The 23,507-nt window shown below is 44.8% G+C and carries 20 protein-coding genes; 14 read left to right on the top strand and 6 right to left on the bottom strand.

All coding sequences use genetic code 11. The annotated features are described in order from the left end of the window. The first annotated feature begins 96 nt into the window (after positions 1-96). The 14 genes from AC1DYT_RS24755 (at position 97) to AC1DYT_RS24690 (ending at position 16,995) form a co-directional block, all read left to right on the top strand. Entirely contained in the window at positions 97-2,322 is a 2,226-nt protein-coding gene (locus AC1DYT_RS24755; RefSeq protein ID WP_477472175.1) for an alpha-N-acetylglucosaminidase, read from the top strand. A 13-nt stretch (positions 2,323-2,335) separates the two neighbouring features. Then, a complete protein-coding gene (locus tag AC1DYT_RS24750; protein WP_477472174.1) occupies positions 2,336-3,178 on the top strand; it encodes an acyltransferase family protein in 843 nt (280 codons plus the stop codon). A gap of 39 nt (positions 3,179-3,217) precedes the next feature. Then, positions 3,218-3,493 (top strand): hypothetical protein, encoded by a 276-nt coding sequence (locus AC1DYT_RS24745; RefSeq protein ID WP_477472173.1) that lies wholly within the window; start codon positions 3,218-3,220, stop codon positions 3,491-3,493. A gap of 21 nt (positions 3,494-3,514) precedes the next feature. Beyond that, entirely contained in the window at positions 3,515-5,059 is a 1,545-nt protein-coding gene (locus tag AC1DYT_RS24740) for a glycoside hydrolase family 28 protein (protein WP_477472172.1), read from the top strand. 213 nt (positions 5,060-5,272) lie between these two features. Next, the gene (locus AC1DYT_RS24735; RefSeq protein ID WP_477472171.1) at positions 5,273-6,145 is read left to right on the top strand and encodes an inositol oxygenase family protein; all 873 of its coding nucleotides are present in this window, start codon (positions 5,273-5,275) and stop codon (positions 6,143-6,145) included. Positions 6,146-6,232: 87 nt separating this feature from the next. After that, positions 6,233-8,479, top strand: a complete 2,247-nt coding sequence (locus tag AC1DYT_RS24730) for a GH92 family glycosyl hydrolase (RefSeq protein ID WP_477472170.1) — start codon at positions 6,233-6,235, stop codon at positions 8,477-8,479. Between the two features lie 1,400 nt (positions 8,480-9,879). After that, a complete protein-coding gene (locus AC1DYT_RS24725) occupies positions 9,880-11,001 on the top strand; it encodes a Gfo/Idh/MocA family protein (protein WP_477472169.1) in 1,122 nt (373 codons plus the stop codon). 677 nt (positions 11,002-11,678) lie between these two features. Next, positions 11,679-12,632, top strand: a complete 954-nt coding sequence (locus AC1DYT_RS24720; protein ID WP_477472168.1) for a fibronectin type III domain-containing protein — start codon at positions 11,679-11,681, stop codon at positions 12,630-12,632. A gap of 7 nt (positions 12,633-12,639) precedes the next feature. After that, positions 12,640-13,140, top strand: coding sequence for a hypothetical protein (locus tag AC1DYT_RS24715; protein WP_477472167.1), 501 nt, complete (start codon positions 12,640-12,642; stop codon positions 13,138-13,140). Positions 13,141-13,143: 3 nt separating this feature from the next. Next, positions 13,144-13,746 carry a toxin-antitoxin system YwqK family antitoxin gene (locus tag AC1DYT_RS24710; RefSeq protein WP_477472166.1) on the top strand — a complete coding sequence of 201 codons (603 nt, stop codon included), beginning with the start codon at positions 13,144-13,146 and terminating at the stop codon, positions 13,744-13,746. An 8-nt stretch (positions 13,747-13,754) separates the two neighbouring features. Next, positions 13,755-15,017 (top strand): hypothetical protein, encoded by a 1,263-nt coding sequence (locus AC1DYT_RS24705; RefSeq protein WP_477472165.1) that lies wholly within the window; start codon positions 13,755-13,757, stop codon positions 15,015-15,017. Beyond that, positions 14,999-15,361: a hypothetical protein gene (locus AC1DYT_RS24700; RefSeq protein ID WP_477472164.1), complete on the top strand. Its 363-nt coding sequence runs from the start codon at positions 14,999-15,001 to the stop codon at positions 15,359-15,361. The genes AC1DYT_RS24705 and AC1DYT_RS24700 overlap by 19 nt, the downstream gene beginning before the upstream one ends. After that, positions 15,354-15,863 (top strand): PulJ/GspJ family protein, encoded by a 510-nt coding sequence (locus AC1DYT_RS24695; RefSeq protein ID WP_477472163.1) that lies wholly within the window; start codon positions 15,354-15,356, stop codon positions 15,861-15,863. The genes AC1DYT_RS24700 and AC1DYT_RS24695 overlap by 8 nt, the downstream gene beginning before the upstream one ends. After that, entirely contained in the window at positions 15,850-16,995 is a 1,146-nt protein-coding gene (locus AC1DYT_RS24690) for a type II secretion system F family protein (RefSeq protein ID WP_477472162.1), read from the top strand. Before AC1DYT_RS24695 ends, AC1DYT_RS24690 begins: the two co-directional genes overlap by 14 nt. Positions 16,996-17,001: 6 nt before the next feature. Here the strand turns inward: AC1DYT_RS24690 and AC1DYT_RS24685 are convergent, their stop codons facing one another. Genes AC1DYT_RS24685 through AC1DYT_RS24660 form a run of 6 tightly spaced genes read right to left on the bottom strand, consistent with a single transcriptional unit; the run spans position 17,002 to position 23,065 of the window. Further along, positions 17,002-17,526: a hypothetical protein gene (locus AC1DYT_RS24685; protein WP_477472161.1), complete on the bottom strand. Its 525-nt coding sequence runs from the start codon at positions 17,524-17,526 to the stop codon at positions 17,002-17,004. A gap of 2 nt (positions 17,527-17,528) precedes the next feature. After that, entirely contained in the window at positions 17,529-18,743 is a 1,215-nt protein-coding gene (locus AC1DYT_RS24680; RefSeq protein ID WP_477472160.1) for a hypothetical protein, read from the bottom strand. Positions 18,744-18,747: 4 nt separating this feature from the next. Next, positions 18,748-20,685 (bottom strand): type II secretion system protein GspD, encoded by a 1,938-nt coding sequence (locus tag AC1DYT_RS24675; protein ID WP_477472159.1) that lies wholly within the window; start codon positions 20,683-20,685, stop codon positions 18,748-18,750. Positions 20,686-20,692: 7 nt separating this feature from the next. Then, positions 20,693-22,126, bottom strand: a complete 1,434-nt coding sequence (locus AC1DYT_RS24670; protein WP_477472158.1) for a GspE/PulE family protein — start codon at positions 22,124-22,126, stop codon at positions 20,693-20,695. Continuing rightward, on the bottom strand, positions 22,123-22,644 hold the full coding sequence (locus tag AC1DYT_RS24665) for a prepilin peptidase (RefSeq protein ID WP_477472157.1): 522 nt from the start codon (positions 22,642-22,644) through the stop codon (positions 22,123-22,125). Before AC1DYT_RS24665 ends, AC1DYT_RS24670 begins: the two co-directional genes overlap by 4 nt. A 1-nt stretch (position 22,645) precedes the next feature. Then, positions 22,646-23,065 (bottom strand): type IV pilin protein, encoded by a 420-nt coding sequence (locus AC1DYT_RS24660; RefSeq protein ID WP_477472156.1) that lies wholly within the window; start codon positions 23,063-23,065, stop codon positions 22,646-22,648. Positions 23,066-23,507: the final 442 nt, after the last annotated feature.

The raw sequence follows: 23,507 nt of genomic DNA, 5'->3' as shown, positions 1-23,507 counted from the left end.
AAGACAGGATTTGGGCTTCGGCCCATATTCTGTCTGTTTTTTTATGGCATTTACTAACTTAGTATCTGGCTATACTGATCGGCCTATCTACTGTTTATGAAGAAAAACAACTTGCGCTATTGCTTAAAATTCATCGTCTTTTTTTTACTTGCCGTTGCTGTAAGTAATAATACTGCGTCTGCACAGGTTAATATTCCCGCATCTTATGCCCTCATAAAAAGGATAATTCCGCAACGGGCTTCCGCATTTTTGGTTGAACAATTGCCCATTACGGATAAAGACGCTTTTGAAATAGAAAGCCGTAATGGTAAGATCATACTAAGAGGAACCAACGGTGTTTCAGTTGCATCGGCCTTATATGATTATCTTACCAACTATGCGCATTGCCAGCTAACCTGGAATGGGGTTAATTTGAAGTTGCCTGTAAAACTACCCGTTATTAAAACCCGTGTACATAAAAATACACCCTACCAATATCGCTATTACCTTAATTATTGCACCTTTAATTACAGCATGAGCTGGTGGAATTGGGAAAGATGGCAAAAGGAGATTGACTGGATGGCCTTGCATGGCATCAATATGCCGCTGGCATTAACCGGTCAGGAATATACCTGGTATGAAGTTTACAAAGGCATGGGCTTTTCTGATGCTGATCTGAATGAGTTCTTCTGCGGCCCCGCTTACTTCTCGTGGTTTTGGATGGGCAACCTTGATGGCTGGGGTGGCCCTTTGCCATTAAGCTGGATGCAAAGCCACCGCGATTTGCAGCAAAAAATAGTGCAGCGCGAACGCGACCTGGGCATGAAACCCATTTTACAATCCTTCACCGGGCATGTGCCGCCGTCATTCCAAAAGCATTTTCCGGCATCAAAACTTAAACAAACAAATTGGAAAAACGGCTTTGCCGATACCTACATACTGGATACTGAAGACCCGCTTTTTGCCGAAATAGGTCGTAAGTTTATTGAAACACAAACCAAGCTTTACGGAACGGATCATTTATATTCTGCTGATACCTTTAACGAGAACGAACCGCCAACCAATGATACTACTTATCTTTCAGCCTTAAGTTCACGGGTGTACCAGGGCATGAGCAATGCCGACCCAAAAGCAACCTGGGTAATGCAGGGCTGGCTTTTTTACAGCGACAGGAAATTTTGGAATGCCCCCCAGATCAAGGCCCTGCTGGATGCAGTGCCCAATGAACACATGATCATTCTTGACCTTGCCGCCGAAATTCAACCGGTTTGGAAACGTACCGATGCTTTTTACGGCAAACCCTGGATATGGAATATGCTGCACAATTTTGGGGGCAACATCGTGCTTTTTGGCCGCATGAATGAAGTGGCCAATGGCCCGGCTGCAGCGCTAAACGACCCAAAATCAAAGCAATTGGAGGGGATAGGCCTTACTATGGAAGCCATTGAACAAAACCCGGTGCTTTACGAACTCATGACCGCTAACACATGGCAGGATAAACCGATCAACCTTGATGAATGGATAAATCAATACCAGTTAAATCGTTACGGTCATATTAATAAATATACCGAACAGGCCTGGAAGGTATTGCGCAATACCGTTTACAGCGGTGGGAAAGTTATAAGGGATGGATCGGAATCTATTATTACCGGCCGGCCAACGCTTGATTCAAATACGGTATGGACACATACTACGTTTAACTACAAACCCAAAGATTTTTTACCTGCATGGGATGCGATGATGAAGGCAATCCCAACCTGTAGTAATAGTGATGGTTTCCGTTATGACCTGGTAGATATTACCCGGCAGGCACTGGCCAACTACGCTTTGCCACTGCAAAAAAAATGGGTAGATGCTTATCGTCAAAAAAATATAGCCGAATTTAAAAGGTACAGCCGGGAATACCTGCAGCTTATTAGTGATATGGATGCATTGTTAGCAACCCGTAAGGATTTTTTATTGGGGCCATGGTTGGCTGATGCCCGTAAGCAAGGCAATACAATAGCCGAAAAGGATCTGTATGAACGCAATGCCCGCGACCTGATTACCCTTTGGGGCGATGCCAAAAGTCCGTTGCATGAGTACTCATGCAGGCAATGGAGTGGTTTGTTCAATGATTTCTATAAAGTCCGTTGGGAAAAGTTTTTCGCTTTGCTGAATGATGCGCTACAACAGGGCAAGGAGGCTGATATAACGGGCTTTGATAAATCAATCAGTCAATGGGAATGGCAGTGGGTAAACAGCCATAAAAATTACCCATTACAGGCAAGCGGCAGCAGCGTAAGCCAGGCCAATGCTATTTACAACAAATATCGTAAACGGATAGCTGCGGCTTATAAATAATGAATAGTTAAAAATGACATCCTTATCGACTATAAAACCAACCAAACGACTGGTCTCTCTTGATGCGCTTCGTGGGTTTGATATGTTTTGGATCATGAGCGGCGAGCAAATCATCCATACGCTGGCGAAGGTTACCCGGTGGCCCTTGCTTTTGTGGTTTTCGGGCCAACTGCACCATACCGAATGGAACGGCATCACTTTTTATGATATGATTTTTCCATTATTCCTGTTCATCGCTGGTGCATCAATGCCTTATTCTACAGGTAATAAAATTGCTAAGGCGGGTGTTCAATCGGCCAGTCAACTGCCGGCAAAAGCCAAGCGGGATATTTATCTTTCCATGTTGCGGCGCACATTGATACTTATACTGCTGGGGATGGTGGTAAACGGTGCGCTTAAATTTAATGGGTATGAGAACACGCGTTTTGCCAGCGTATTGGGGCGTATCGGGTTGGCCTGGTTTTTTGCCGGCCTCATCTATCTCAATTTTAACTTACGCGGGCAAATGCTTTGGCTTGCAGGGATCTTGATAGGCTATTGGGCGGCAATGTTATTTATCCCTGTGCCAGGGTATGGCGCAGGTGTGCTAACCATGCAGGGCTCGCTGGAATCGTATGTTGACAGGCTGCTTTTGCCCGGTAGATTGCATGATAAAATACATGATCCCGAGGGCGTACTTTCAACAATCCCCGCTATAGGCACAGCATTGCTTGGTGTGTTTACGGGAAGCTTTTTAAAGTTAGAATCGCCCCGCTGGCCTATGTTCAAAAAAGGCATGTTGCTTTTTGGGGCAGGTGTGTTATTAATTGGATTGGGCTGGCTATGGAACCCGGAGTTTCCTATCAATAAACGCTAATGGTCAAGTTCGTTCGTGTTGTATGTGGGCGGCTGTAGCATGATCCTTTTATCGGTATTTTACCTGGTTATTGATGTAGCAGGGCTTAAAAAATGGGCTATCCCTTTTGTATGGATAGGAACCAATTCTATATTGATTTACCTGTGTTCAGAAGGCCTGGTTGATTTCGGCCATACTGCAGCCTATTTGTTAGGAGGACTTGTTCACCTAACCCCGGTGGCATGGCAAGCCGTGTGGACGGCGGTAAGCATTACCCTGGTACAACTCCTGTTTTTATACCTCCTGTATCGCAATAAGTTATTTTTAAAAGTTTAGCCAATTATATCAACTATTTAAATGAAAAACATTTTCAAAATACTCTTCGTCCTTTTGTTACCTGGTTTTATCAGTACAGCCGCATCGGCACAAATAAAAACCTATAATATTAAACGTTATGGGGCTATAGCCGATGGTAAAACTAACAATACAGCAGCAATTCAAAAGGCTATTGATGAAGCATCGGCCAATGGCGGCGGCCTGGTTTTAGTTCCTGCCGGGAAGTTTGTTACCGGGGTTATCACCCTCAAATCAAACGTTGAATTGCGTCTTGGCAAAAATGCAGTTTTGTTGGGAAGCGCAATCCGGGCTGATTATGGCGAAGGTAAGGCATCCCCACTTATCGTATCAAACAATCAGCGCCATATTGCTATAACCGGGCAGGGAACTATTGATGGGCAGGGAGAGGATTTACTAAAGGATATTTACCGCCGGTTAAATGCCCGTACCTTAATTGATACGGAATGGCGCACGCCCAATCCCTGGCACCAGATGCGACCAACAGAAGATAATCGGCCTAAACTTATTGAGTTTAAAAACTGCGGCGATATAAAAATTAAAAACATAACCATTAAAAACGGCTTATGCTGGATCCAGAATTATAAAAACTGCTCAAACCTGGTGATTGACAGTATAAAGGTGGAAAGTGTTACCTACTGGAACAACGATGGGATAGATATTGTGGATTGTAAAAATGTAAAGCTCACGAATAGTTTTTTTAATGTTGCCGATGACGGGATCTGCCTAAAATCCGAAGACAGGAATGGCGCCTGCGAAAATATTTACATTGCTAATTGCAGGGTGCGTTCAAGCGCAAGCGCAGTGAAATTCGGCACCGCTTCGCATGGTGCATTCAAAAAGATAACCATCAGAAATATCAGCGTTTATGACACTTACCGATCGGCAATAGCGATTGAAACTGTTGACGGCGGAACACTTGAAGATATTGACATCCGTAATATTAAGGCCACCAATACGGGTAATGCTCTTGTGATCAGGCTGGGGCATCGTAACCAAAAAGCACCTGCGGGAATCTTGCGTAGGGTATATATTGGCAATGTAAAAGTTGATGTGCCGGCTGGTAAGCCCGATGCCGGTTACCCCATGGAAGGGCCTGTAGTTATGGTGCCACATAATGTTTTTCCATCATCTGTTACCGGAATACCGGGTAGCAGAGTAGAGGGCGTTACGCTTGAAAATATTACCATCAATTATGCTGGAGGCGCAAAAAAGGAGGTAGCCCATTTTGGGATAGATTCACTTGAAAAAGTACCCGAAAGAATACCTAACTACCCCGAGTTCTCCATGTTTGGCGAATTGCCGGCATGGGGCTTTTATATTAGGCATGCCGCTGGCATCAAAATTAAGAATATGGTGTTAACCTGTAAAGGAGCCGATTATCGCCCTGCTTTTATTGCCGATGATGTACATGGGCTCGACCTAAACGCGGTAAGTATCCCGCAGGTAAAAATGAAACCGGTGATATTGCTCAATAAGGTAAGCGGCCTGATCTTAAAACACATCAGGATTCCAGGCAGCGCCGGGCAAAATATAAAGGTGCAATAACGCCATAGGTTTATTATTAGCACGTAAACGATTACGTAAATAAAAGGCGGTGGTAAATCATATTTGGGCGTAAATTTTATCAACTTTAAATTATCCGACTAAACCTATTATAAATGAACCGTCGTTCAGGCTGCAACACAGTTTCTTTATTTATCCTGGCGGCTGGTAAAACAGTAACACAAATAAAAGAGTATTTATTAAACCATAAAAGTTATGACAAAACCACCTAAAGATGAAATGTCGCCTTTACACAGTCTTGAAGATTGGGACGAGGATGTACTTAAAAGATACCCGGAGGCCGGAAAGCCGGCTAAGGAAAAGGATGAGTTCAGGAACTATGACGGCCCGGAGATAGACGGCGTACGCGAGTTTTACCGGCTTAATCATAAATATCAAACCTATGAAAATGTTTTAGCCAAAAAGGCTAACTTTTTGAAGTTTGACAAGAAGGAAATGCCGTGGTGGTCAGCAATGGAGTACCTTAATACACTAATAGATGACTCTGACCCTGATTTACAACTTGATCAGCTGCAGCACCTGCTGCAAACTGCCGAAGCCATACGCGCCGACGGGCACCCGGACTGGTTTGTGCTTACCGGTTTTATACATGACCTGGGTAAGGTACTTTGCCTGTTTGGCGAGCCGCAATGGAACGTTGTGGGCGATTCATACCCGGTGGGGTGTAAGTTTTCGGACAAAATAGTTTATCCTGAATTTTTTTCGGATAATCCTGATGTAAATGATGAGCGCTACAATACCAAATATGGTGTTTACTCGAAGCACTGCGGAATGGACAACGTGCATTTATCATGGGGGCATGATGAATACCTGTATCATTTAACAAAAGATTATCTGCCTGAACCAGGCTTGTACATGATTCGTTATCACTCATTTTATTCACAGCATCGTGAGCATGCTTATGATCATTTACTTAATGCACATGACCATGAAATGTTTAAATGGGTTGATAAATTTAATCCTTATGACCTGTATTCAAAAAGCCCGAAGCCGCCCGTGGTTTCTGAATTAAAACCTTATTATGAAGATCTGATCGCTAAATACCTTCCGGCAACTGTTAAATTATAGATTTTATTCAATGCCGTTTAATAAGCTAAACGGCATTGAATATTATTACCATATTAGAATTGAGATTAGTCTTCACTACGATTAGTAATGATGTTAAATGCAAGAGCGTTTTTTTTATTAATACTATTATCTACTACATGCGCGGGCGCATTTGCACAGGAGTTAAACCTTGTTAAATATGTTAATCCCTTATCCGGAACGGCAAGCAGTACTACGCCATCAGCCTTAAAATTAGGCTCGGTGCAGGAAAATTTTGCCAATACAATACCATCAGTATGTACCCCCTTTGCCATGACGCAATGGACACCACAGACACAGGCATCAGAATCAAAATGCACACCGCCGTATTATTATAAAGACAATTTTTTTAGCGGATTTAGAGGCTCGCACTGGATAAGTGGCTCATGTATGCAGGATTATGGCAGCTTAACCATAATGCCGGTAACAGGCAGTTTGAAAACCGTAAATTATTCTGCCAAATTCGATCATAAGGATGAGCAATCGTCGCCCTATGTTTATCGGCTTAACCTTTTATCATACAAAATACGTGCTGCTGTTACCGCTACACCGCGATGCGGCATGATGGAATTTACCGCCGATGCAACGGATAGTCTCTACCTTTTGATTACGCCCAATAGCGATTATGGAGAAGGCTATATTAAAATTGATGCAAAAAAAGGGGAGATATATGGCTATAATCCTGTACACCGTATTTACCAGGGTTGGGGGAAATCAGCGGGGTTTAACGGTTATTTTGTAATTAAAATAAATAAAATACTGGTAACCAAGGGCACGTTTGCCGGCGATAAGGTTTTTATAAAAGACAGTATCGCTGCGCAAAAAAGCATAGGCGCGTTTTTAGGTTTTAAGATGCAAAAAGGCGAAAAGCTGTCTATAAAGGTTGGTACATCTTTCAGCAGTCTGGAAGGTGCGCGTAAAAACCTTGCTGTCGAGTTGCCGGGATGGGATTTTGTTAATACCGTGGCAAAGTGCAGACAAATATGGCAGCAGACTTTAAAGCAGATAACAGTAACTACTACAAACAAAACTGATAAACATATTTTTTACACCTCATTTTATCATGCCATGCAGCATCCCCGTTTGTATAGCGATGTTGATGGTGTTTACCCCCGTTTTGCAGGTAATTATCAGTTAGAAAAAATGGGTAATGGTAATTATTACGACGACTTTTCATTATGGGATATCTACCGGGCGCAAGTGCCGCTTTTAGAAATACTCCGCCCCCGGTTGGTAAATGATCTTGTTCAGTCGCTGATGCTAAAAGGAGAGCAGGGCGGCTGGCTGCCGATTTTCCCCTGCTGGAATAACTACACATCAGAAATGATCGGCGATCATACTACATCCGTTATTACATCGGCCTATTTAAAGGGCATTGCCACTGCTCATGTTTTCGAAGCATACCGGTTAATGAGGAGAAATGCATTTGATCTGCCTGAAAAAGAACAGGACTATAAAAATGGCCAAGGCCGGCGAGGGCTAATATCATATCTGAAATATGGGTATATACCATTGGAAGACAGCGTTAACGATGCTTTTCATAAGAAGGAGCAGGTAAGCCGTACCATGGAGTATGCTTATGATGATTATGCCTTGGCGCAGTTGTCGAAAAAATTAGGGTTTGATGCAGATTACAGATCATTGATGAAAAGGGCAGATAATTACAAAAACGTATTTGATCCGGCTGCGGGTTTTGTAAGAGGGCGGATGCAAAATGGTAATTGGACTAAAATTTTTGATCCGGATGTGAGGCAAACTTATATCACCGAAGGAACACCAAGGCAATATACTTTTTATGTTCCGCAAGATGTGCCCGGGCTTGCCCGGTTAATGGGCGGCCCGGTTAAGCTTGAAAGCGAGTTGGATACTCTTTTTGCTAAAAATGAATACTGGCATGGCAATGAACCCGGACATCAGATCCCATTCATGTATAACTATACCCCGTCACCATGGAAAACACAGGCCGTAGTACGCAAAATATTAGCCGAAGAATACAACGACGGGCCCGGAGGCTTGGGTGGAAACGATGATGCCGGCCAAATGTCGGCCTGGTATATGTTCGCGTCTATGGGTTTCTATCCTTTAAATCCTGTTTCGGGCGAATTTATACTTTGTTCTCCATTGTTTAATAAAGTAGCCATAAAATTAAAAAATGGAAGAAAATTTCGGATATATTGTTACGGTTTGACGCAACAAAACAAATATATCCAAACCGTAAAATTGAACGGGCGAACGATTACGGATAATTTAATCCGCTATACTGACATTATGAATGGTGGCAAATTAGAAATCTACTTAAAAAACACACCCTTATAATGCACATCATATGATCTTTAGATTATTTATTAAAAAATGCAGCATATTATATTTATCAATATTGGCTTGTCTGCAGTTTTTGCTGGTTACAGCTTATAACCCGAAGGTCGTAGGTTCGAGTCCTGCTCCCGCTGAACTTGATTACTGGAGACAGCCATTGGCGCAGCCATAGGGGAATATTTATCTCCTTTTAGAAATCTTACAATCAATGACTTATAACGGCTCCGTTTCGCACTCACCGCTTTGCTCACAGCGTTGCAGATGCGGTATGAAGATAAGCGTTTCGTATTATTTGTCAAAAATTTGCGGTGGATACTTTGATTGCCAATCGAAGCGGTAGTGCACTTTTTAAACTCATATCATTTATCTCTTTTGGGTGACCGCTCAATTACCTGGATATATTGAAGGTCTCGAAAAGGTCACCTATTTAATATCATTTATTGAACGTTTTGATGGGTTTTTATAAGGGAAGGCCCCTTTATTCAATTTTCTTAAGACGTTTATCGAATCGTTTGATATATAAACTGGAGGAGAGGGAAGGAACAAGCTACATGGGCTTGTATTCTATAAATCAGCTATTTATAGTCTAAGGTTATGTTAGGTCACTGGATAGGTCACCAACCTAAATACTCTATTTATCGCTAATGCTTATGATATAAATTTCGTAAAAAATGAGCAAAAGTCAAATTTTTCTTTCACCTGGAAATTCAGATTTTTATAAGAAATAAAAACATACCGTACGGCAATACACCAAAGCATATTTTGTACCGACTCCTCATTCCAGCTTTGGCGTCATTAGCAACCGGTAATAACCCTATCACGAGCCGACGAAAAACACCACGATGCGTATCCCCTGGTAAAAATATGTAGGTTGATTAAAACTGCCCGAGGTTTTTTGGGTTAAGTGACGGAATTTTAAAGATGGCTGTCTATTAGACCCAGCATGTTTAATCATGAGAAATTGATACCATTACGACCTAAAGCCCGAATCCATGATGACGGCGGCATAAAAATTATCGATATTCAACCACAACAATAGTTCCCCTCAATTGCTAAAGATTTTAAGCCGAATCCATCTTAAATATTTTAAATAAAAAGGTGATTGTTTTATAAGTGCTAATAATCAATAGCGCACAGGGAAATAATTCTGAACCCTCTCTCTCCGTTGAAAACGTCAACAAAACCCCTTAATTGCATATTAAAGGGCTTTTTTATTTCCCCAGTCTATTAATGTATTTAAATAATTAAAGATCAATTACTTATAAACAAATACCCCGATTTAATTGTTCGGTTTTGATAAAAAGAACGTTTGTTTTACAACACATTACAAAAAATATTACCGGAAATTAAGTATTCCTGAAGAAATGTGTAGATTACATTCAAAACCAAAAAACTTAGCTATGAATTCACGTCGGGACTTTTTACAAAAATTGGGTGTATCGGCTTTGGCCCTACACCTGGCACCGCTTTCGGGGTGGGCAAACAGCACAGACAACAACGAAAAAACTTATGATGGCAAAGTACTGCGCGTAGCTATTATGGGACTTGGGAGTTATGGTACCCGTGTTGCCGAAGCCATGCAATCATGTACAAAAGCAAAACTGGTTGGTGTAATAAGTGGCACGCCATCAAAAGTTAAAGCCTGGCAAAGCAAATATGGTATCGCCGAGAAGAATTGTTACAATTATGAAAACTTTGATAACATTAAAAACAACCCGGATATTGACGCGGTATATGTAATAACTCCCAATGGCTTGCATCACGATCAGGTAATACGTGTAGCCAAAGCCGGCAAACACGCCATATGCGAAAAACCAATGTCGGTAAATGCCCAGCAGGGGCAGGAAATGGTTGATGCCTGTAAAAAGGCAGGTGTAAAGCTGTTGGTTGGCTACCGTATGCACTTTGAACCCAAAACACTGGAGGTTATCCGGATGAGGCAAGCCGGTGAGTTCGGCAAGATCAAGTTTTTTCAGGGGCAATGCGGCTTTACCATCGGCGACCCTACTCAATGGCGATTAAATAAGCAGCTGGCCGGCGGTGGCGCTATGATGGATATTGGCATTTACGCCATTAACGGTTCGCGTTATATGACCGGCGAGGAGCCGATATGGGTTACCGCCCAGGAAACTAAAACCGATCATGAGAAATTTAAAGAAGGTGTTGATGAAACTATTCAGTTCCAGTTTGGCTTCCCGAGCGGCGCGGTAGCATCGTGCCTGTCAACCTATAACATGAACAACCTCGACCGTTTTTTCCTCGACGGCGACAAAGGCTTCGCGGAAATGCAGCCTTCCACAAGTTATGGCCCTATACAGGGGCGTACCCATAAAGGTGAACTTACCCAACCTATTACCACCCACCAAACCGTACAAATGGACGAGTTCGCGGGCATCATATTTGATGACAAGAAACCAGTTGTACCGGTAGATGGCGAAGAAGGGGTAAAAGATATGAAGATTATTGATGCAATATTCCTTGCTGCTAAAACAGGGAAAAAAGTGGATATCAAACTTTCTTAAAAAGGAGAAAGAGGCTGATCATGATTTATGATACAGCCTCTTTTTGAATCGTTTGATATATAAATTGCGGAGAGGGAGGGAACAAGCGTAAAACTCTTGTGTTCTCTAAATCAGCTATTTAAAATCTAAGCTTATGTTGGGTCACCGAATAGGTCTCCAACCTAATTATTCTATTTATCGCTAATGCTTATTATATAAATATCTTAAAAAGTTGTCTAAAATCAAATTTTATTAGCTTTTACAATTTCGATGTATTGAATAGATTTTAATACAAGCCTCCCCTGCTCTTACACGGCTACGTCTGTTTAGGTAGCCTAATTTAGTTGTGGTTCTAGCTTTAGTGTGATCAGCATTCGGTAATTACCTAGCCTTGCGGGGAAATGAAGTGTCAGCGAAGTGAGTAAAGGTTTGTCATGCCCAACCACTTGCAAAGAAATGAGCCTAAAATCTATAGCCTCTCTACGGTTCACAGTTTATAACTTCGACCTGGAATGTAAATGTGCTTTCGGCTTATTGTGGGGATAACCCCCAATTTTTTAATTGTGCTAACTTATGGCTGGCATCCAAGGCAACTAATTGCAATTTCACGGTTGGGCTTGCTTGGTACTCATACGCAACAAGAAAAAATTTAATCCACATTTAATTTTATCCTCGATTTTTGCCTATTTTAGTGCTTGATGAGCACTAAACCTTTTCGCTATATATTGTTCGCATTATTGCTGCTGGGCATGGCATCCTGCAAGGATTTCATCGAGCCCTCCATCGATAAACGCGAAGTGAAATTACTTGCGCCTGGAGCGCATTACCAAAGCAAAAACTACACAATAACTTTCTGGTGGGACGAGGTTGAGGATGCTTTAACCTACCGCCTGCAAATCGTTACTCCCCAATTCGATACCATCGGCGCACTTATTGCAGATACAGTCGTCAATAAAAATCAACTGGCCCTGAGCCTGGCACCGGGGCAATACCAGTGGCGGGTTAGGGCGGAGAATGGCAGTTCGCAAACGGCTTACAGTGCAGCGGGGAGTTTCGAGGTGCTGTATTCATCTATCAAGCAACAATCTGTGCAGCTAAGCGCACCCGGAAATAACGCGTTAACGAACCAAAGCGCTGTGACTTTTCAATGGGGCAACATGTTTGGGGCAACCCGGTACCGCCTGCAGGTAGATACCAACAGCTTTGCGGATGAGAGCAAGATTATTTATAACCAACCGATAGCCGCGCAGCAATATGCTTTTACCTTCCCGAAAGACCAGTTGTACCAATGGCGGGTGAGGGCCGAGAACGATACGGCGCAATCCTTATGGTCATCCACGAGGAATATCCGTTCAGACCATATCCCGCCTGCACAGGTGAGTTTGACTTCGCCGGGTAAAGGCGAGGTGGTCGCCTTGCCGGTAAACCTGCAATGGGGTGCCGTAACTACCGCTTCGGCATATAAGCTATACGTCTTAAAGGCAGATTCTACTTCGGCATACAACGCAAGCTATCCGACAATTGTCAGTGGCCTGAGCAGCAACTTCAATTTGGGCAATTCGGGCGACCGGGTATATTGGAAGGTAAGCGCGGTTGATGCTGCGGGCAATGAAGGGCAGGCGAGCGTAATGCGTAGTTTTGTTATCAAATAAAAGGGCCATGAAAAACAAGCCGCTTACCTATGTGCTGCTTTTAGTGGTCGTTGTTGTTTGGGGGATGATCATCTACCGGGTTTTTGTTGCGGTAAGCGCAAACGATGGGGCTGATTTACAGCCGCCAGCAGTGGCCGACAAAAAAGAAACGCCGAACGATTATGCGCCCATAAAAGATACCACCAAATTGATGCTCAACTACCGCGACCCTTTTGGGGCTGCAGAAGACAAAGATACGGCAGTAATTGCAGTGAATAAATTAATCAAGACGCCTTCGGTGGCGGCACAGCCCTTCGTGCCGCCTGTCAACTGGGGGTTTATCCGTTATTCCGGCTATATCATCAGCGCAGGTTCGAAAAAGCCCCTCGCGATGCTGAACATCAACGGCAGAAATTTTACCTTAGCGGAAGGCGAGACATCGGAAAATGTAAAGTTGCTCCGGAATGCCAAGGACTCAGTGAAAGTTGCATTCCAGGGTAAGACCAAATTTATCAAAATCAGCCAATAGGATATGTACAGGTATGTGATAGTGATTATATTTTGTTGCTGGATGCAGGGTGCATCATCGCAAAATCTGCCCGGTTTTGGCGCGAACCGTGTCCGTATAAACGAAGCAGACAGGAGCCTGCTTTTTGAAGTAGAGCCGGTGGGAAACGATATAGATGTAAAAACAGACTTCTTATATTTTTGGTACAGCGCGAACAGGATACATACCACGCAAGGTGGTTACAGCGGCAAATTACTGAACGGAGCATATGCCGAATTCTACCCCAACAAGAATATAAAAGAGCAAGGCACATTCAAAAACGGCCTAAAGAATGGCATTTGGAAAGAATGGACGGAAGGTGGCCTACTAGTGCAAACAATCACCTGGAAAAATGGCCTCAAGTCAGGGGACTTCAGCAAGTTCGATGCCAACGGTTCATTGGCACAGCAAGGCAAATATTTTAAAGGCCAGTTTGACGGATATCTTTACGACCATTACGGCAAAGACTCTGTCAGCGTAACGTATTACAAAAAAGGCGTGCTGGCCAAAAAGCCGATCCCGTTCATCAGGAAGCTTTTCTCCCATAAAAGCCCTAAACGCGATACAGTGAAAACGGCAGGCCAGTAACAAAAACGATGATAAGGGCATCCGCTTTATACATGGTCATCATTATCGCATTAGTCATTGCTGTACTATGTTCTGCCGTTATCGTTGCAGGGTACTTCTACCGCGCGCAATATCAAAGCAGCTTCCGTAAATCAAAACTACAGCTTAACCTGGCATCCGCTACCAATATCCTGTTGGCCGATACCGCGAACACCTATCCGGAGGAGAGCAGGTTCGGCCTGTTTAACGAGGCCGACGATTCCGTTTCGGTACAGCGCAAGCCATGGGGCATCTTCGATGTAGGCATTGCCAAAGCATTCAAGCAAGGCGACACCGTTTATAACGCCTTCACGATTGCGGATGCCATCGATACTGCGAAGTGGGTCGCACTCTACGTACCCGATGAAGACAGGCCGTTATCGGTCAGCGGCAAAGCCTTTATCCGGGGGACTGCATCGATTCCTAAGGCTGGTATCAGGGAGGCCTATGTAGACGGCAACGGTTATCAGGGCGACAAACATCTCGTTATCGGAAGGATAACGAACAGCGGAAGAGAGCTCCCTCCGTTGAACCCTAAGCGGCTTAAGCTCCTCGATAACACGATTGATTTCCCTTTAAAGGCCAATACATGGGTGCCGCGGGAGGATTCGATCAAAAACTCGTTCCTTCAGCCGGTACGTTATCTATATCTGGGCAAAAATGCAGCGACGCTGCATGATATCGATATCGAAGGCAACATTATCATATCCTCTGATACGACGTTGACGATAGACGCGTCGGCATCGCTTCGCAACATAGTCGTCAGGGCACCCGGCATCGTCATCAGCAGCGGTTTCCATGGCAACGCGCAGTTCATCGCCACCGATTCCATCAGCGTAGGCGAACGCTGCATTTTTGATTATCCTTCCTGCCTGGCAGTGCTCCGGCGCAACCCATTAGATAAGGGACGCGCGCTCATCAGCATCGGCAACCATACAGTCGTGAACGGCACTGTAGCTGCATGGCAAGAATTCAAAGCCTCCTTGCTGCCAGTAATCAAATTGGGCGATAATGTGACCGTGAAAGGGCAGGTGTACTCGCAGGGGATTGTTTCGTATAAAAATAACAACGTTGTTTATGGCAGTATATTCACAGGGCGCTTTCTTTATCAGAATAATTTTTCGGCCTACGAGAACTACCTTATCGGCAATACGCTGGATGCCAAAAAGCTTTCTCCTTACTATCTAAGCAGCATGCTGCTGCCTTCCACGTCGAATAAAAACAAAGTATTGCAATGGCTCGAAAGAAAGTAAGCATCATGCTCAACGCTTCCAGCCTGGTCGAAGCCGTAATCGCGATGGTCGTGATTGTTATCGTGTTCGGTATCGCTTTGGTCGTCATAACCAACGTAACGCGTTCCTCGCTGAGCGTAACGAAGGCAACTGCCCAAAAAGTCCTCGATAAAGCGATTGCCGATGCTGAACGGGCGGATGAATTGGTACCGGGCCAGGCTAGTCTCAACATAGACGGGTTAACCGTCGAGCAGCAAATACTTCCTTATTGGAAAAACCCGGCTTTAACCGAGATCCGGCTGGCGGCCAGGAATGAGAAAGGCGATACTATACTAACGATGCGAAAGGTGCTGATAGATGAATAAGATAAAACTAAAGGCATACACCATCCTCGAAATTACGATAGCGATGATCGTATCAGCGATAGTCATCTCCATTACTTACACGGTATTCGGTATCGTAAGCAATGCTTACAATCAATACCGGCAAGACCAGCAAGGCGTGCTGGAGCTTACGCAACTGGACAGGCTGCTGATGAAAGATTTCGCCATGGCGCAGCATATTGTCAAAGAGCCGGACAGCCTGGTTTTTGCAGGCCGGGACAGGCGTGCGGTCTATGCATTTTCCCCAACCTTTATCATTCGTACGTCCGGTATCACCGACACATTCAAGGTCAATACGCAAAATATCGATTTCAGCTTTAAAGGTTTGCCTATCGGGCAAACGGATGGGCTGCAGTCAGGCAACTCCCTCATCGATGGATTATCATTCGCCCTGGTTTACAAAAACCGCACGATACCGTATATTTACCATAAGCAATACAGTTCCGAAGACCTTTTGACCGATACAGCCAATGCCATCCATTAACATCAACCGTTATCAGCAGGCCAAAAAGCCGGATAGCCAAAAGACTGCGCCGACCGGCATTATCGAATTGCTGAACAAGGATATCTCTTTTGGGAGCAAAGAGCTGGCGGATAAAAAGAAAGAATATCTATACCTCGAATTAAGTTCGCTGCTGATAGCCGGCATCAACTTAAAAAGTAGCCTGGAACTCATTACTGCCGACCAGGAAAAAGAAAAAGACAAACTCCTGTTCGGCACCATACTTTCCGAAGTCACCAACGGTTCTTCGCTTTCGGGCAGCTTAAAGAAAAGCGGGCGTTTTTCCGCTTACGAGGTGTTCAGCCTGCAAATCGGCGAGGAGTCGGGCAAGCTACACGAAGTATTGCAGGACCTTGCCAAATATTTCCAGAACAAGATCAAGCAGCGGCGCAAGATCGTATCCGCGCTTACCTATCCCTGCATCGTATTGCTTACCTCATTCAGTGCGGTATTTTTCATGCTCAAATTCGTTGTGCCGATGTTCGGCGATGTGTTTATCCGCTTCGGCGGTAAGCTTCCATACGTCACTGAAAAGATTATCAGTATATCGCAGGCGCTGGAGAATAATTTCTTAGGGTTCATGTTGATTGTTATCCTGATTGCAGCAGGCATCTTTGCTGTCCGGAAAACCGATAAGTTCAGGGAAGTTGCTTCTCAAATGCTATTGAAAGTCCCGGTCATTGGCAACCTGGTGCAGAAGATATACCTTGCCCGTTTCTGCAATTCCATGCGCCTGCTGATCAATGCTAAACTGCCTTTGTTGCAGGCTATCGCCCTGATCAGGCAGATGATCGAATATTATCCGATAGAATCATCGTTAGGCTTGATCGAACAGGATATCATGAACGGGAAGCCGCTCTATCAAAGCTTGCAGCAGTACAAGATATATCCGGCGAAAATGGTACAGCTGGTAAAGGTGGGCGAGGAGACCAACCAGTTAGATTATTTTTTTGCCAAGATATCCGAGCAATATGTAGAGGAAGTGGAATATAAGACCTCCACGCTCAGCAGCGCTATGGAGCCGCTGATTATTATTTTCCTGGGGATCATCGTGGGCGGGATACTCATCGCCATGTATCTGCCGCTTTTCCAGATGAGCAATAGCTTCCAATAATATTGCCTATCGCCGTATCGCTGCAATATACACCTGCATCAGGAGCGGCTTGTTTTTTGGGGACTGGCGTTGGGTCGGCATTTTCAGCGTAACCGAACGGACTAAGCCGATGCTCTGCAACGCATATAATTTTTGAGCCGTCATCATCAAAGCCGCGTACGTGCCTTCAAGTACGAGTGGCTGCATAATCAAACGCTCATCCGGCGAACCGACATCGGGTAGCGGTACGGAAGTTACCTTGACTTTTCCTTCTGCGGCTACCGATGCTACCTTATCGATGATGTCGCTCCTGAAATTTGCTGTATCGGCGGAATAAGATTTTACGAGCTTGCTTAAGTTATCGTTTTTCCTTTCCAGGTAGGCAGGTTGGTAGCTAAGGTCGCCCGCATTATTCAATTGCGTTTTCAAACGATTGTTCAATTGCCAGGCTTCCAAAGTTTTTTTCAAAGCCAGCTGATAGCTGACGAACAGCAACGCTGCAGACAGTATCCATAACCCGTATTTGTTTTTGATAAAAAAAGCCTTCATCATATTCAGTAATCTATAGAAACGGTGAACTTTCCTGTCCCTTCTTCATTGTCGAATAAGTAGCTTTCCATCCGGATGTTTTTTACCCAGGGCCTCAATTTAGCGCGTGCTATCCATTCGTTCACAGGAAGTATATTGGCGGAACTTCCCATGATGGTGATATGCCTCTGGGTAAATCGCACTGCCCGCTGCGTTTTTAAAGCCGCTGCATCCGGTGGGTCGACACTGACCGATTCCCAACTGACATTTGCGGGTAATAATTGGGCAAGCTGGTCTATGAATATCGTTTTATTGGGCACGCCATCCCAGCCCAGATCTTTTAAAAGCAGCTCACTTTGTTGGATCGCATCGTTGATATTTTCGGTCTGGCTACTATTGAGGGTATTACGGCTCACCTTTTGCGCGAGTTCCTGATTGGAGGAATTGAGCGAGAAAAAAACAATGAAGTTGAGCATCAACAATAAAAAGATGCCGCCCAGCAATACCGCAAGCCTTGCACGGAACTTTTTCTCCAGCAGCGCATCCTGCAATTTGTTTTCCAGTTCGGTGTCGTCTGTCCGTATCGGCAGTAATTGCCCGGATAAAAGCAACTGGAAAGCAGCCGCGTAAGCCAGCACTAATTTTTCATCCAGTGGTTCGTTTTCAGCCTTGATCAGGAATGGGGATACGGCCTCTGCTGCGTATTTGTAACCGAGCCATAAGCCATCTTTATCGCGTTGGAGCGAATGGCCGTTGAAATTGAACGTTTCACCGTAAACATTGAGCTGGTTGAAAATATGTTCGACGGGGAAGGGGCCAAGGCACAGCATCAGGGGCTTATGGCCTTTCTCTATGATTATCTTAAGCCACTTATCCGCTTCTGAGCGGCGTATCATCGCTACATAGGAATTATCCCCGTTGATGAAATCCTGCACGTAAAAATCATCGAGATCCGCATTAGTCAGCACGTCCGAAAAATTGTCCTTATCGGTATGGCCGCGCTTCGCTAATTGCTTTATCAGGATACCCTTGCCGGTTATTACCACTGCGGCGTTTGCGGCCGACGAATTATCAGTCGGTTCTTTTAAAGACGCAAGGCCCACAGCTTTTTCTTTGAAATCCAGCCGGTCTTTATGCAGCTCCAGTCCGCATACCGCGAAAGTAGCGCTCCCATCGTTCCCTATATGGATATGGATGCCCGTGCCTTTGCTTATCCTGTAATATTGCGCTAATATTTCCACCTGGCTATCTGATGATGGTTGGCTTGATGAATACCAGGGTTACCACTTTCGACTTCGTCTTGCTCTTGCTGCTGAATATATATTTCAGGATAGGTATGCGCGAGAGGAATGGTACGCCTGAGGAGTTATCGGAGTCTTCGGTACGCTCGATGCCGCCAAGCACGATCATATCTTCGTTATGTACCCTTATCGTAGACTCGAATTTACTGGTTGACTTTGGCGGCGGCGAGCCATCAGTAGGCAAGGAAGTGAAATCCGAAATATCGATTTTTATGCCGAGCGTCACCTGGTCGTCGCCCGATACCAATGGACGGATACTGATGGTCAGGTTGGCATCCGATTCCTTATACTCGTTCGTGAAGACGGAGGTATTGGTCGCCGCCGAGGGGTAAAGGTTCTGGGTCACGTTCTTATAAAAAACGCTGTTGCCTATGCTTAAAGATGCGGTATGTCCGTTGAGCGTGGCCAGTTTAGGGACCGACCGCACATCGATATTGTTTTTAGACTCCAGGGCACTCACATTGAGGTAGAAATTCGGCGTGACGTGCCCAAGGTTGGTCGAAAAGATGCCCCCCACTTTGTTGAGGAATTCGTTGACCGATTTGGACCCGAAAGTATAGTCCAGTCCCGGAAGCAGTGTGCCGCCCGTTTTTATGCTATCCGCCGTGCCTGCGGAGATGCCGGTAGAGACGCGACGGGTCTTATGGACATCTATAAGCGTTACCTCTATCAGTATCTGGGGCACCAAAACGTCTATCTGCTTGATCAGGGAAGCAATTTCTTCTATCTGCGGCTTCGAGCCCGATAATATCAAGGTGTTCTGCTCCCGGAATTCTTTAACTTCCACACCGCGCTTCCATTCTGCTGGTACCAATGCCAGGACCGTATCGATAGATCGGTTCTGCAGCATCACTACCTTATGGCTGCGCAGGCCTTCCAGTTTCCGGTCGCCGATCAGATAAACCCCATCCGCCTGGTTGAAGGTGTAATCGGTACCCTTGAATACCAGGTTCAGGAAATTCTCGTACGTAAGGTCGTTGGCGTTGATCGTATTGATGGTGCCTTTGATTTCCGAGTACACGAAATAGCTTTTGCCCATTTCCTGCGACGCCGACCTCACCAGTTCTGCTATGCCCGAGTTGGCTGAACTTACGGAAATGAGTTTTTGCCCGCCGACGGTCTGCACGGACAAGCCAAGGTTGCCGGCGGGCGCATTATTGATAGGCTTGAATATCCTTTTGACATCGGTTTTGCGGTCGCCGTTGACATACAATTGCTCGTTGTCGTCTAAAGGCTGGAAAAGGTAAAAGCTGTCGTTGGTTTTTACCATTTTCAGTTCGTTGGAGAAAGCCAGTTTATCCATCGCCACATCGAAGCTCGCACCGGATATGAATGCGGTCACCATTTTTCCCTGTAAGCCGGGCGGGACGATGATGTTTTTTCCGGACAGCGTCGTGATTTTTTTAGCGACAGCCGTCAGGCTGTCATTGCTTAAATCCATGCTCAGCGCATTATCCAGTTCCCGGTAACGGACGTTTATCTCTTTGGCCCTTGGTCGCAACACGACGAGTTGTTCCTGATGAACTTTGATGACAATTATAATGCCCGTGGCGCTGATATCCAGGTTGTATTGCTGGGCTAGCAGCAGGAGGATATTGCTGGCGGTAACATCGCTGAAAGTATTATTTACAGTGAAATTTACGGAGGGGTCGATATGAAAGCTGATATTATTTGCCCTGCCGATTGCCCGTAAATAATCCTGGGCGGGTACACCGGAAATAGACAGCTGCACCTTTTTGTTCAATCCGGGTATTATCTGCGAAAGGCTGTCCAAAGTATTCTGGATTTGCTGCAGGTGCTGGTTGTTTTGCTGCGCGAAACCCCTGGACGGGAACAGCAATGCAAGGCTTATGATAATAATTAAAGTAAGTTTTCTGAACATAAGCCGGTTAAAAATTAAATAATAATGGGTAGATTTCTTCTAAGGAGGTATCGCCGTCCTTGAAAAGGGCGAAGGCGTTCTCTGCCAGCGTTTTTATGCCGCGGCTTTCAAGCCGGTCCGCAATATACATGTTGCCGTCTTTTACATCTATCGCCAGTTCGCGGTCGATAGGGATTACTTCGTAAACGGCCTTTCGTCCTTTATAACCCGTAAAATAACATCGTTCGCAACCATTCGGGATATGCTGCACCGGTACGCTCGAATAGGGCTTGAATTGTTTCGGGTACAAATCGTCTGTCATTGCTGCGCTTTGTTTGCAATGCGGGCAAAGCAAACGGATCAGGCGCTGGGCAACGGTCGTATTCAGCGTGCTGGCCACTAAAAAAGGAGGGATGCCCATATCTATCAAACGGGATACCGTACCCCATGCCGAATTGGTGTGTATGGTGGAAAGCACCAGGTGCCCGGTAAGTGCTGCGCGGATGGCCATGTTGGCCGTTTCTACATCGCGGATCTCGCCTACCATGATCACATCCGGGTCCTGGCGCAAAAAAGTGCGCAAGGCGGCTGCGAAGCCCAGGCCGATGGATTCTTTAAGCTGCACTTGGTTGATACCCTCGAGCGTATATTCAACCGGGTCCTCTATGGTCAGGATATTCCGGGTTTCTTTATTGAGCAATTTCAGCGTGGCATAGAGCGTGGTGGTCTTCCCGGACCCCGTCGGCCCGCTGATCAGCAAGATGCCGTTTGGTCGGCGGGCGCCCTGCAGGTAATTCTCCAGATCGAAATCAGAAAGCCCAAGCTGTTTCAGGTCGATGTCAGCTGCGTCATTGTTCAACAGGCGTAGCACCACTTTCTCGCCGAACAGCGTTGGCAAGACAGATACCCTGATATCGAATTTATATTGCTGATAGGCGTAATTGATGCGCCCGTCCTGCGGCAGCCTTTTTTCGGCGATATCAAGGTTCGATAATATTTTTATTTTATTGATAAGGGCGGGGTAGTCGTCTTTCTTCAAAAGATAACGCTCTACCATCATGCCGTCGATACGCATCCTTACCCGGCATTTCTGCTCGTAAGTTTCGATATGGATATCGCTGCTTTTTAGGTTCTTCGCTTCTCGTATCAGGTTCAGCAAGAAATTATCGGCATCCTGACCAGTGTGCAGGGAGGCATTCGACTGCTGCGCATTATCTTTAATATAATAAGTGGAGAGCAGCCTGTTGATATCTGATGGAGGCAGGTATTCCAAGTATATATCGCAATCCAACAAAATCTCCAGCTCGGCCTGTAAATCGGCCATCTGAACATCTTCTTCGCAATATAAAAACAAGCCGTTGCCGGCTTTTTCTTTGGGCAAAACACGATAATGCCAGGCCTGCTCTTTGCTGAGCAGGTGTATGTTTTCGGTCAGGAGCGTGATATCGGTTATTACTTTCATATCCCCGTCAATTTAATGAACCACAAATCGCTGGTGAGGTCGAAGGTCGATAGCCAGCTGATAACGAGCAGCCCGCACAACAGCAAAGCCTGGCAACCTGCGAAAGGAATGAATTTCGATTTGACCCGAAATAACAGCTGATAGGCAAGCCAGGAAAGCAGTATCGCTATGCTGCTTGCGATGAAGAACAACATGTAATTCAGGAGAGGCAGATAAAAAGCCAGGCATGCTAAAAAGAGCACATCGGCCCAGCCGAGCATTTCATCCGTGATCCATATCCATTTCCGATACCGTACAGAAATATACAAGGACACCATCGCCAGCATGAAAAACAGGCAAACCAAGGGTCCGGCAACTTCCAATGCCATCCAAGAAAAATTCCAGTGCGGAGCAAACCGGATGATTGCGAATAAAGCGGCTAATACCGGAAACAACGGCCAGGCGATACTTCGGCTTTTTATATCCTGCACAAACATGATGACCAATATAATAAGGGTAATAATCTTGGCAGCCTGCACATCAATCCGGGGTTACTTCTTTGATATTCTTGTCCTGGTCTATTTCCCATACATTGAAGGTGCCGTTACCGTTGAAGTCGACCACGGCGGTTGCTTTCGCAGTAAAACCGGTAGTAGTCGCATTGGTAATTTCCAGGCGGTAATTAGCGTGCCCATCCTTGCTGTCGGTTGTCAGCTTTTCCTGCAGGAAACCGATATCGGTAAGGCTGTTGGAGTATTTGGAATGTTCGTAATAATAGCTTTTCTCCAGTTTCTGGATATATTCCAATTGAAGTTTGGCTTCCGTGCTTTTTGCTTTGGTGATAAGCGGCAAAAGGTTGGGCAGGGCAAGGAACACGAGAATACCGATGATGCAGAGCACCACGAGGATTTCGGTTAATGTGTAAGCTTTAAGACGATTTGATAGTAAGTGTTTAGGCATGGCCAAAAGTAATTGACTAAGCTAATAATTAAGCTATTCAACTCCAAAAATAAAATCAATAATAGTTTTAGCCGATAGGGGGTTAAACGAAAATTATCATGTCCGATATTGCGTCAAGTAGAATAATCCGTTGCATTTGTGCTGAATGGTTATAAAATGTTCCTTTTTTTAATTTTTGGCGAAATATTTCAATTTATGATTTTGAAATATTAAAATCTTATTTCTATGTTTAGAACAAATCCTTGTAACCTTATATCACAATTCTATGTACAAAATACCCCTCACCAAAAATTGTCTTAAAAATCCAATGGATGTGCTATTTGATATTTAATAGGTAAGTCAAATACGTGTCTGTTTTATAATTATTTTTTCTATCTCAACCTTATTCCAACATGAAAAAAATCTTGTTTTTATTGTAAACCTATAGCCGTATAAGACCCTG

The organism is Mucilaginibacter sp. P1_D10 (assembly GCF_056406215.1).
Note: the sequence above shows the minus strand (reverse complement) of the source record. Positions and strands in the feature narration are given on the sequence as shown.

What these genes read in the sequence shown, in the direction of transcription:
- AC1DYT_RS24720 (WP_477472168.1), top strand. Translation starts at nt 11,679, where the DNA reads ATGAGCACTAAACCTTTTCGCTATATATTGTTCGCATTATTGCTGCTG.
- AC1DYT_RS24690 (WP_477472162.1), top strand. Translation starts at nt 15,850, where the DNA reads ATGCCATCCATTAACATCAACCGTTATCAGCAGGCCAAAAAGCCGGAT.
- AC1DYT_RS24750 (WP_477472174.1), top strand. Translation starts at nt 2,336, where the DNA reads ATGACATCCTTATCGACTATAAAACCAACCAAACGACTGGTCTCTCTT.
- AC1DYT_RS24740 (WP_477472172.1), top strand. Translation starts at nt 3,515, where the DNA reads ATGAAAAACATTTTCAAAATACTCTTCGTCCTTTTGTTACCTGGTTTT.
- AC1DYT_RS24660 (WP_477472156.1), bottom strand. Translation starts at nt 23,065, where the DNA reads ATGCCTAAACACTTACTATCAAATCGTCTTAAAGCTTACACATTAACC.
- AC1DYT_RS24700 (WP_477472164.1), top strand. Translation starts at nt 14,999, where the DNA reads ATGGCTCGAAAGAAAGTAAGCATCATGCTCAACGCTTCCAGCCTGGTC.
- AC1DYT_RS24705 (WP_477472165.1), top strand. Translation starts at nt 13,755, where the DNA reads ATGATAAGGGCATCCGCTTTATACATGGTCATCATTATCGCATTAGTC.
- AC1DYT_RS24670 (WP_477472158.1), bottom strand. Translation starts at nt 22,126, where the DNA reads ATGAAAGTAATAACCGATATCACGCTCCTGACCGAAAACATACACCTG.
- AC1DYT_RS24685 (WP_477472161.1), bottom strand. Translation starts at nt 17,526, where the DNA reads ATGATGAAGGCTTTTTTTATCAAAAACAAATACGGGTTATGGATACTG.
- AC1DYT_RS24715 (WP_477472167.1), top strand. Translation starts at nt 12,640, where the DNA reads ATGAAAAACAAGCCGCTTACCTATGTGCTGCTTTTAGTGGTCGTTGTT.
- AC1DYT_RS24745 (WP_477472173.1), top strand. Translation starts at nt 3,218, where the DNA reads ATGATCCTTTTATCGGTATTTTACCTGGTTATTGATGTAGCAGGGCTT.
- AC1DYT_RS24730 (WP_477472170.1), top strand. Translation starts at nt 6,233, where the DNA reads ATGATGTTAAATGCAAGAGCGTTTTTTTTATTAATACTATTATCTACT.
- AC1DYT_RS24710 (WP_477472166.1), top strand. Translation starts at nt 13,144, where the DNA reads ATGTACAGGTATGTGATAGTGATTATATTTTGTTGCTGGATGCAGGGT.
- AC1DYT_RS24675 (WP_477472159.1), bottom strand. Translation starts at nt 20,685, where the DNA reads ATGTTCAGAAAACTTACTTTAATTATTATCATAAGCCTTGCATTGCTG.
- AC1DYT_RS24725 (WP_477472169.1), top strand. Translation starts at nt 9,880, where the DNA reads ATGAATTCACGTCGGGACTTTTTACAAAAATTGGGTGTATCGGCTTTG.
- AC1DYT_RS24695 (WP_477472163.1), top strand. Translation starts at nt 15,354, where the DNA reads ATGAATAAGATAAAACTAAAGGCATACACCATCCTCGAAATTACGATA.
- AC1DYT_RS24735 (WP_477472171.1), top strand. Translation starts at nt 5,273, where the DNA reads ATGACAAAACCACCTAAAGATGAAATGTCGCCTTTACACAGTCTTGAA.
- AC1DYT_RS24755 (WP_477472175.1), top strand. Translation starts at nt 97, where the DNA reads ATGAAGAAAAACAACTTGCGCTATTGCTTAAAATTCATCGTCTTTTTT.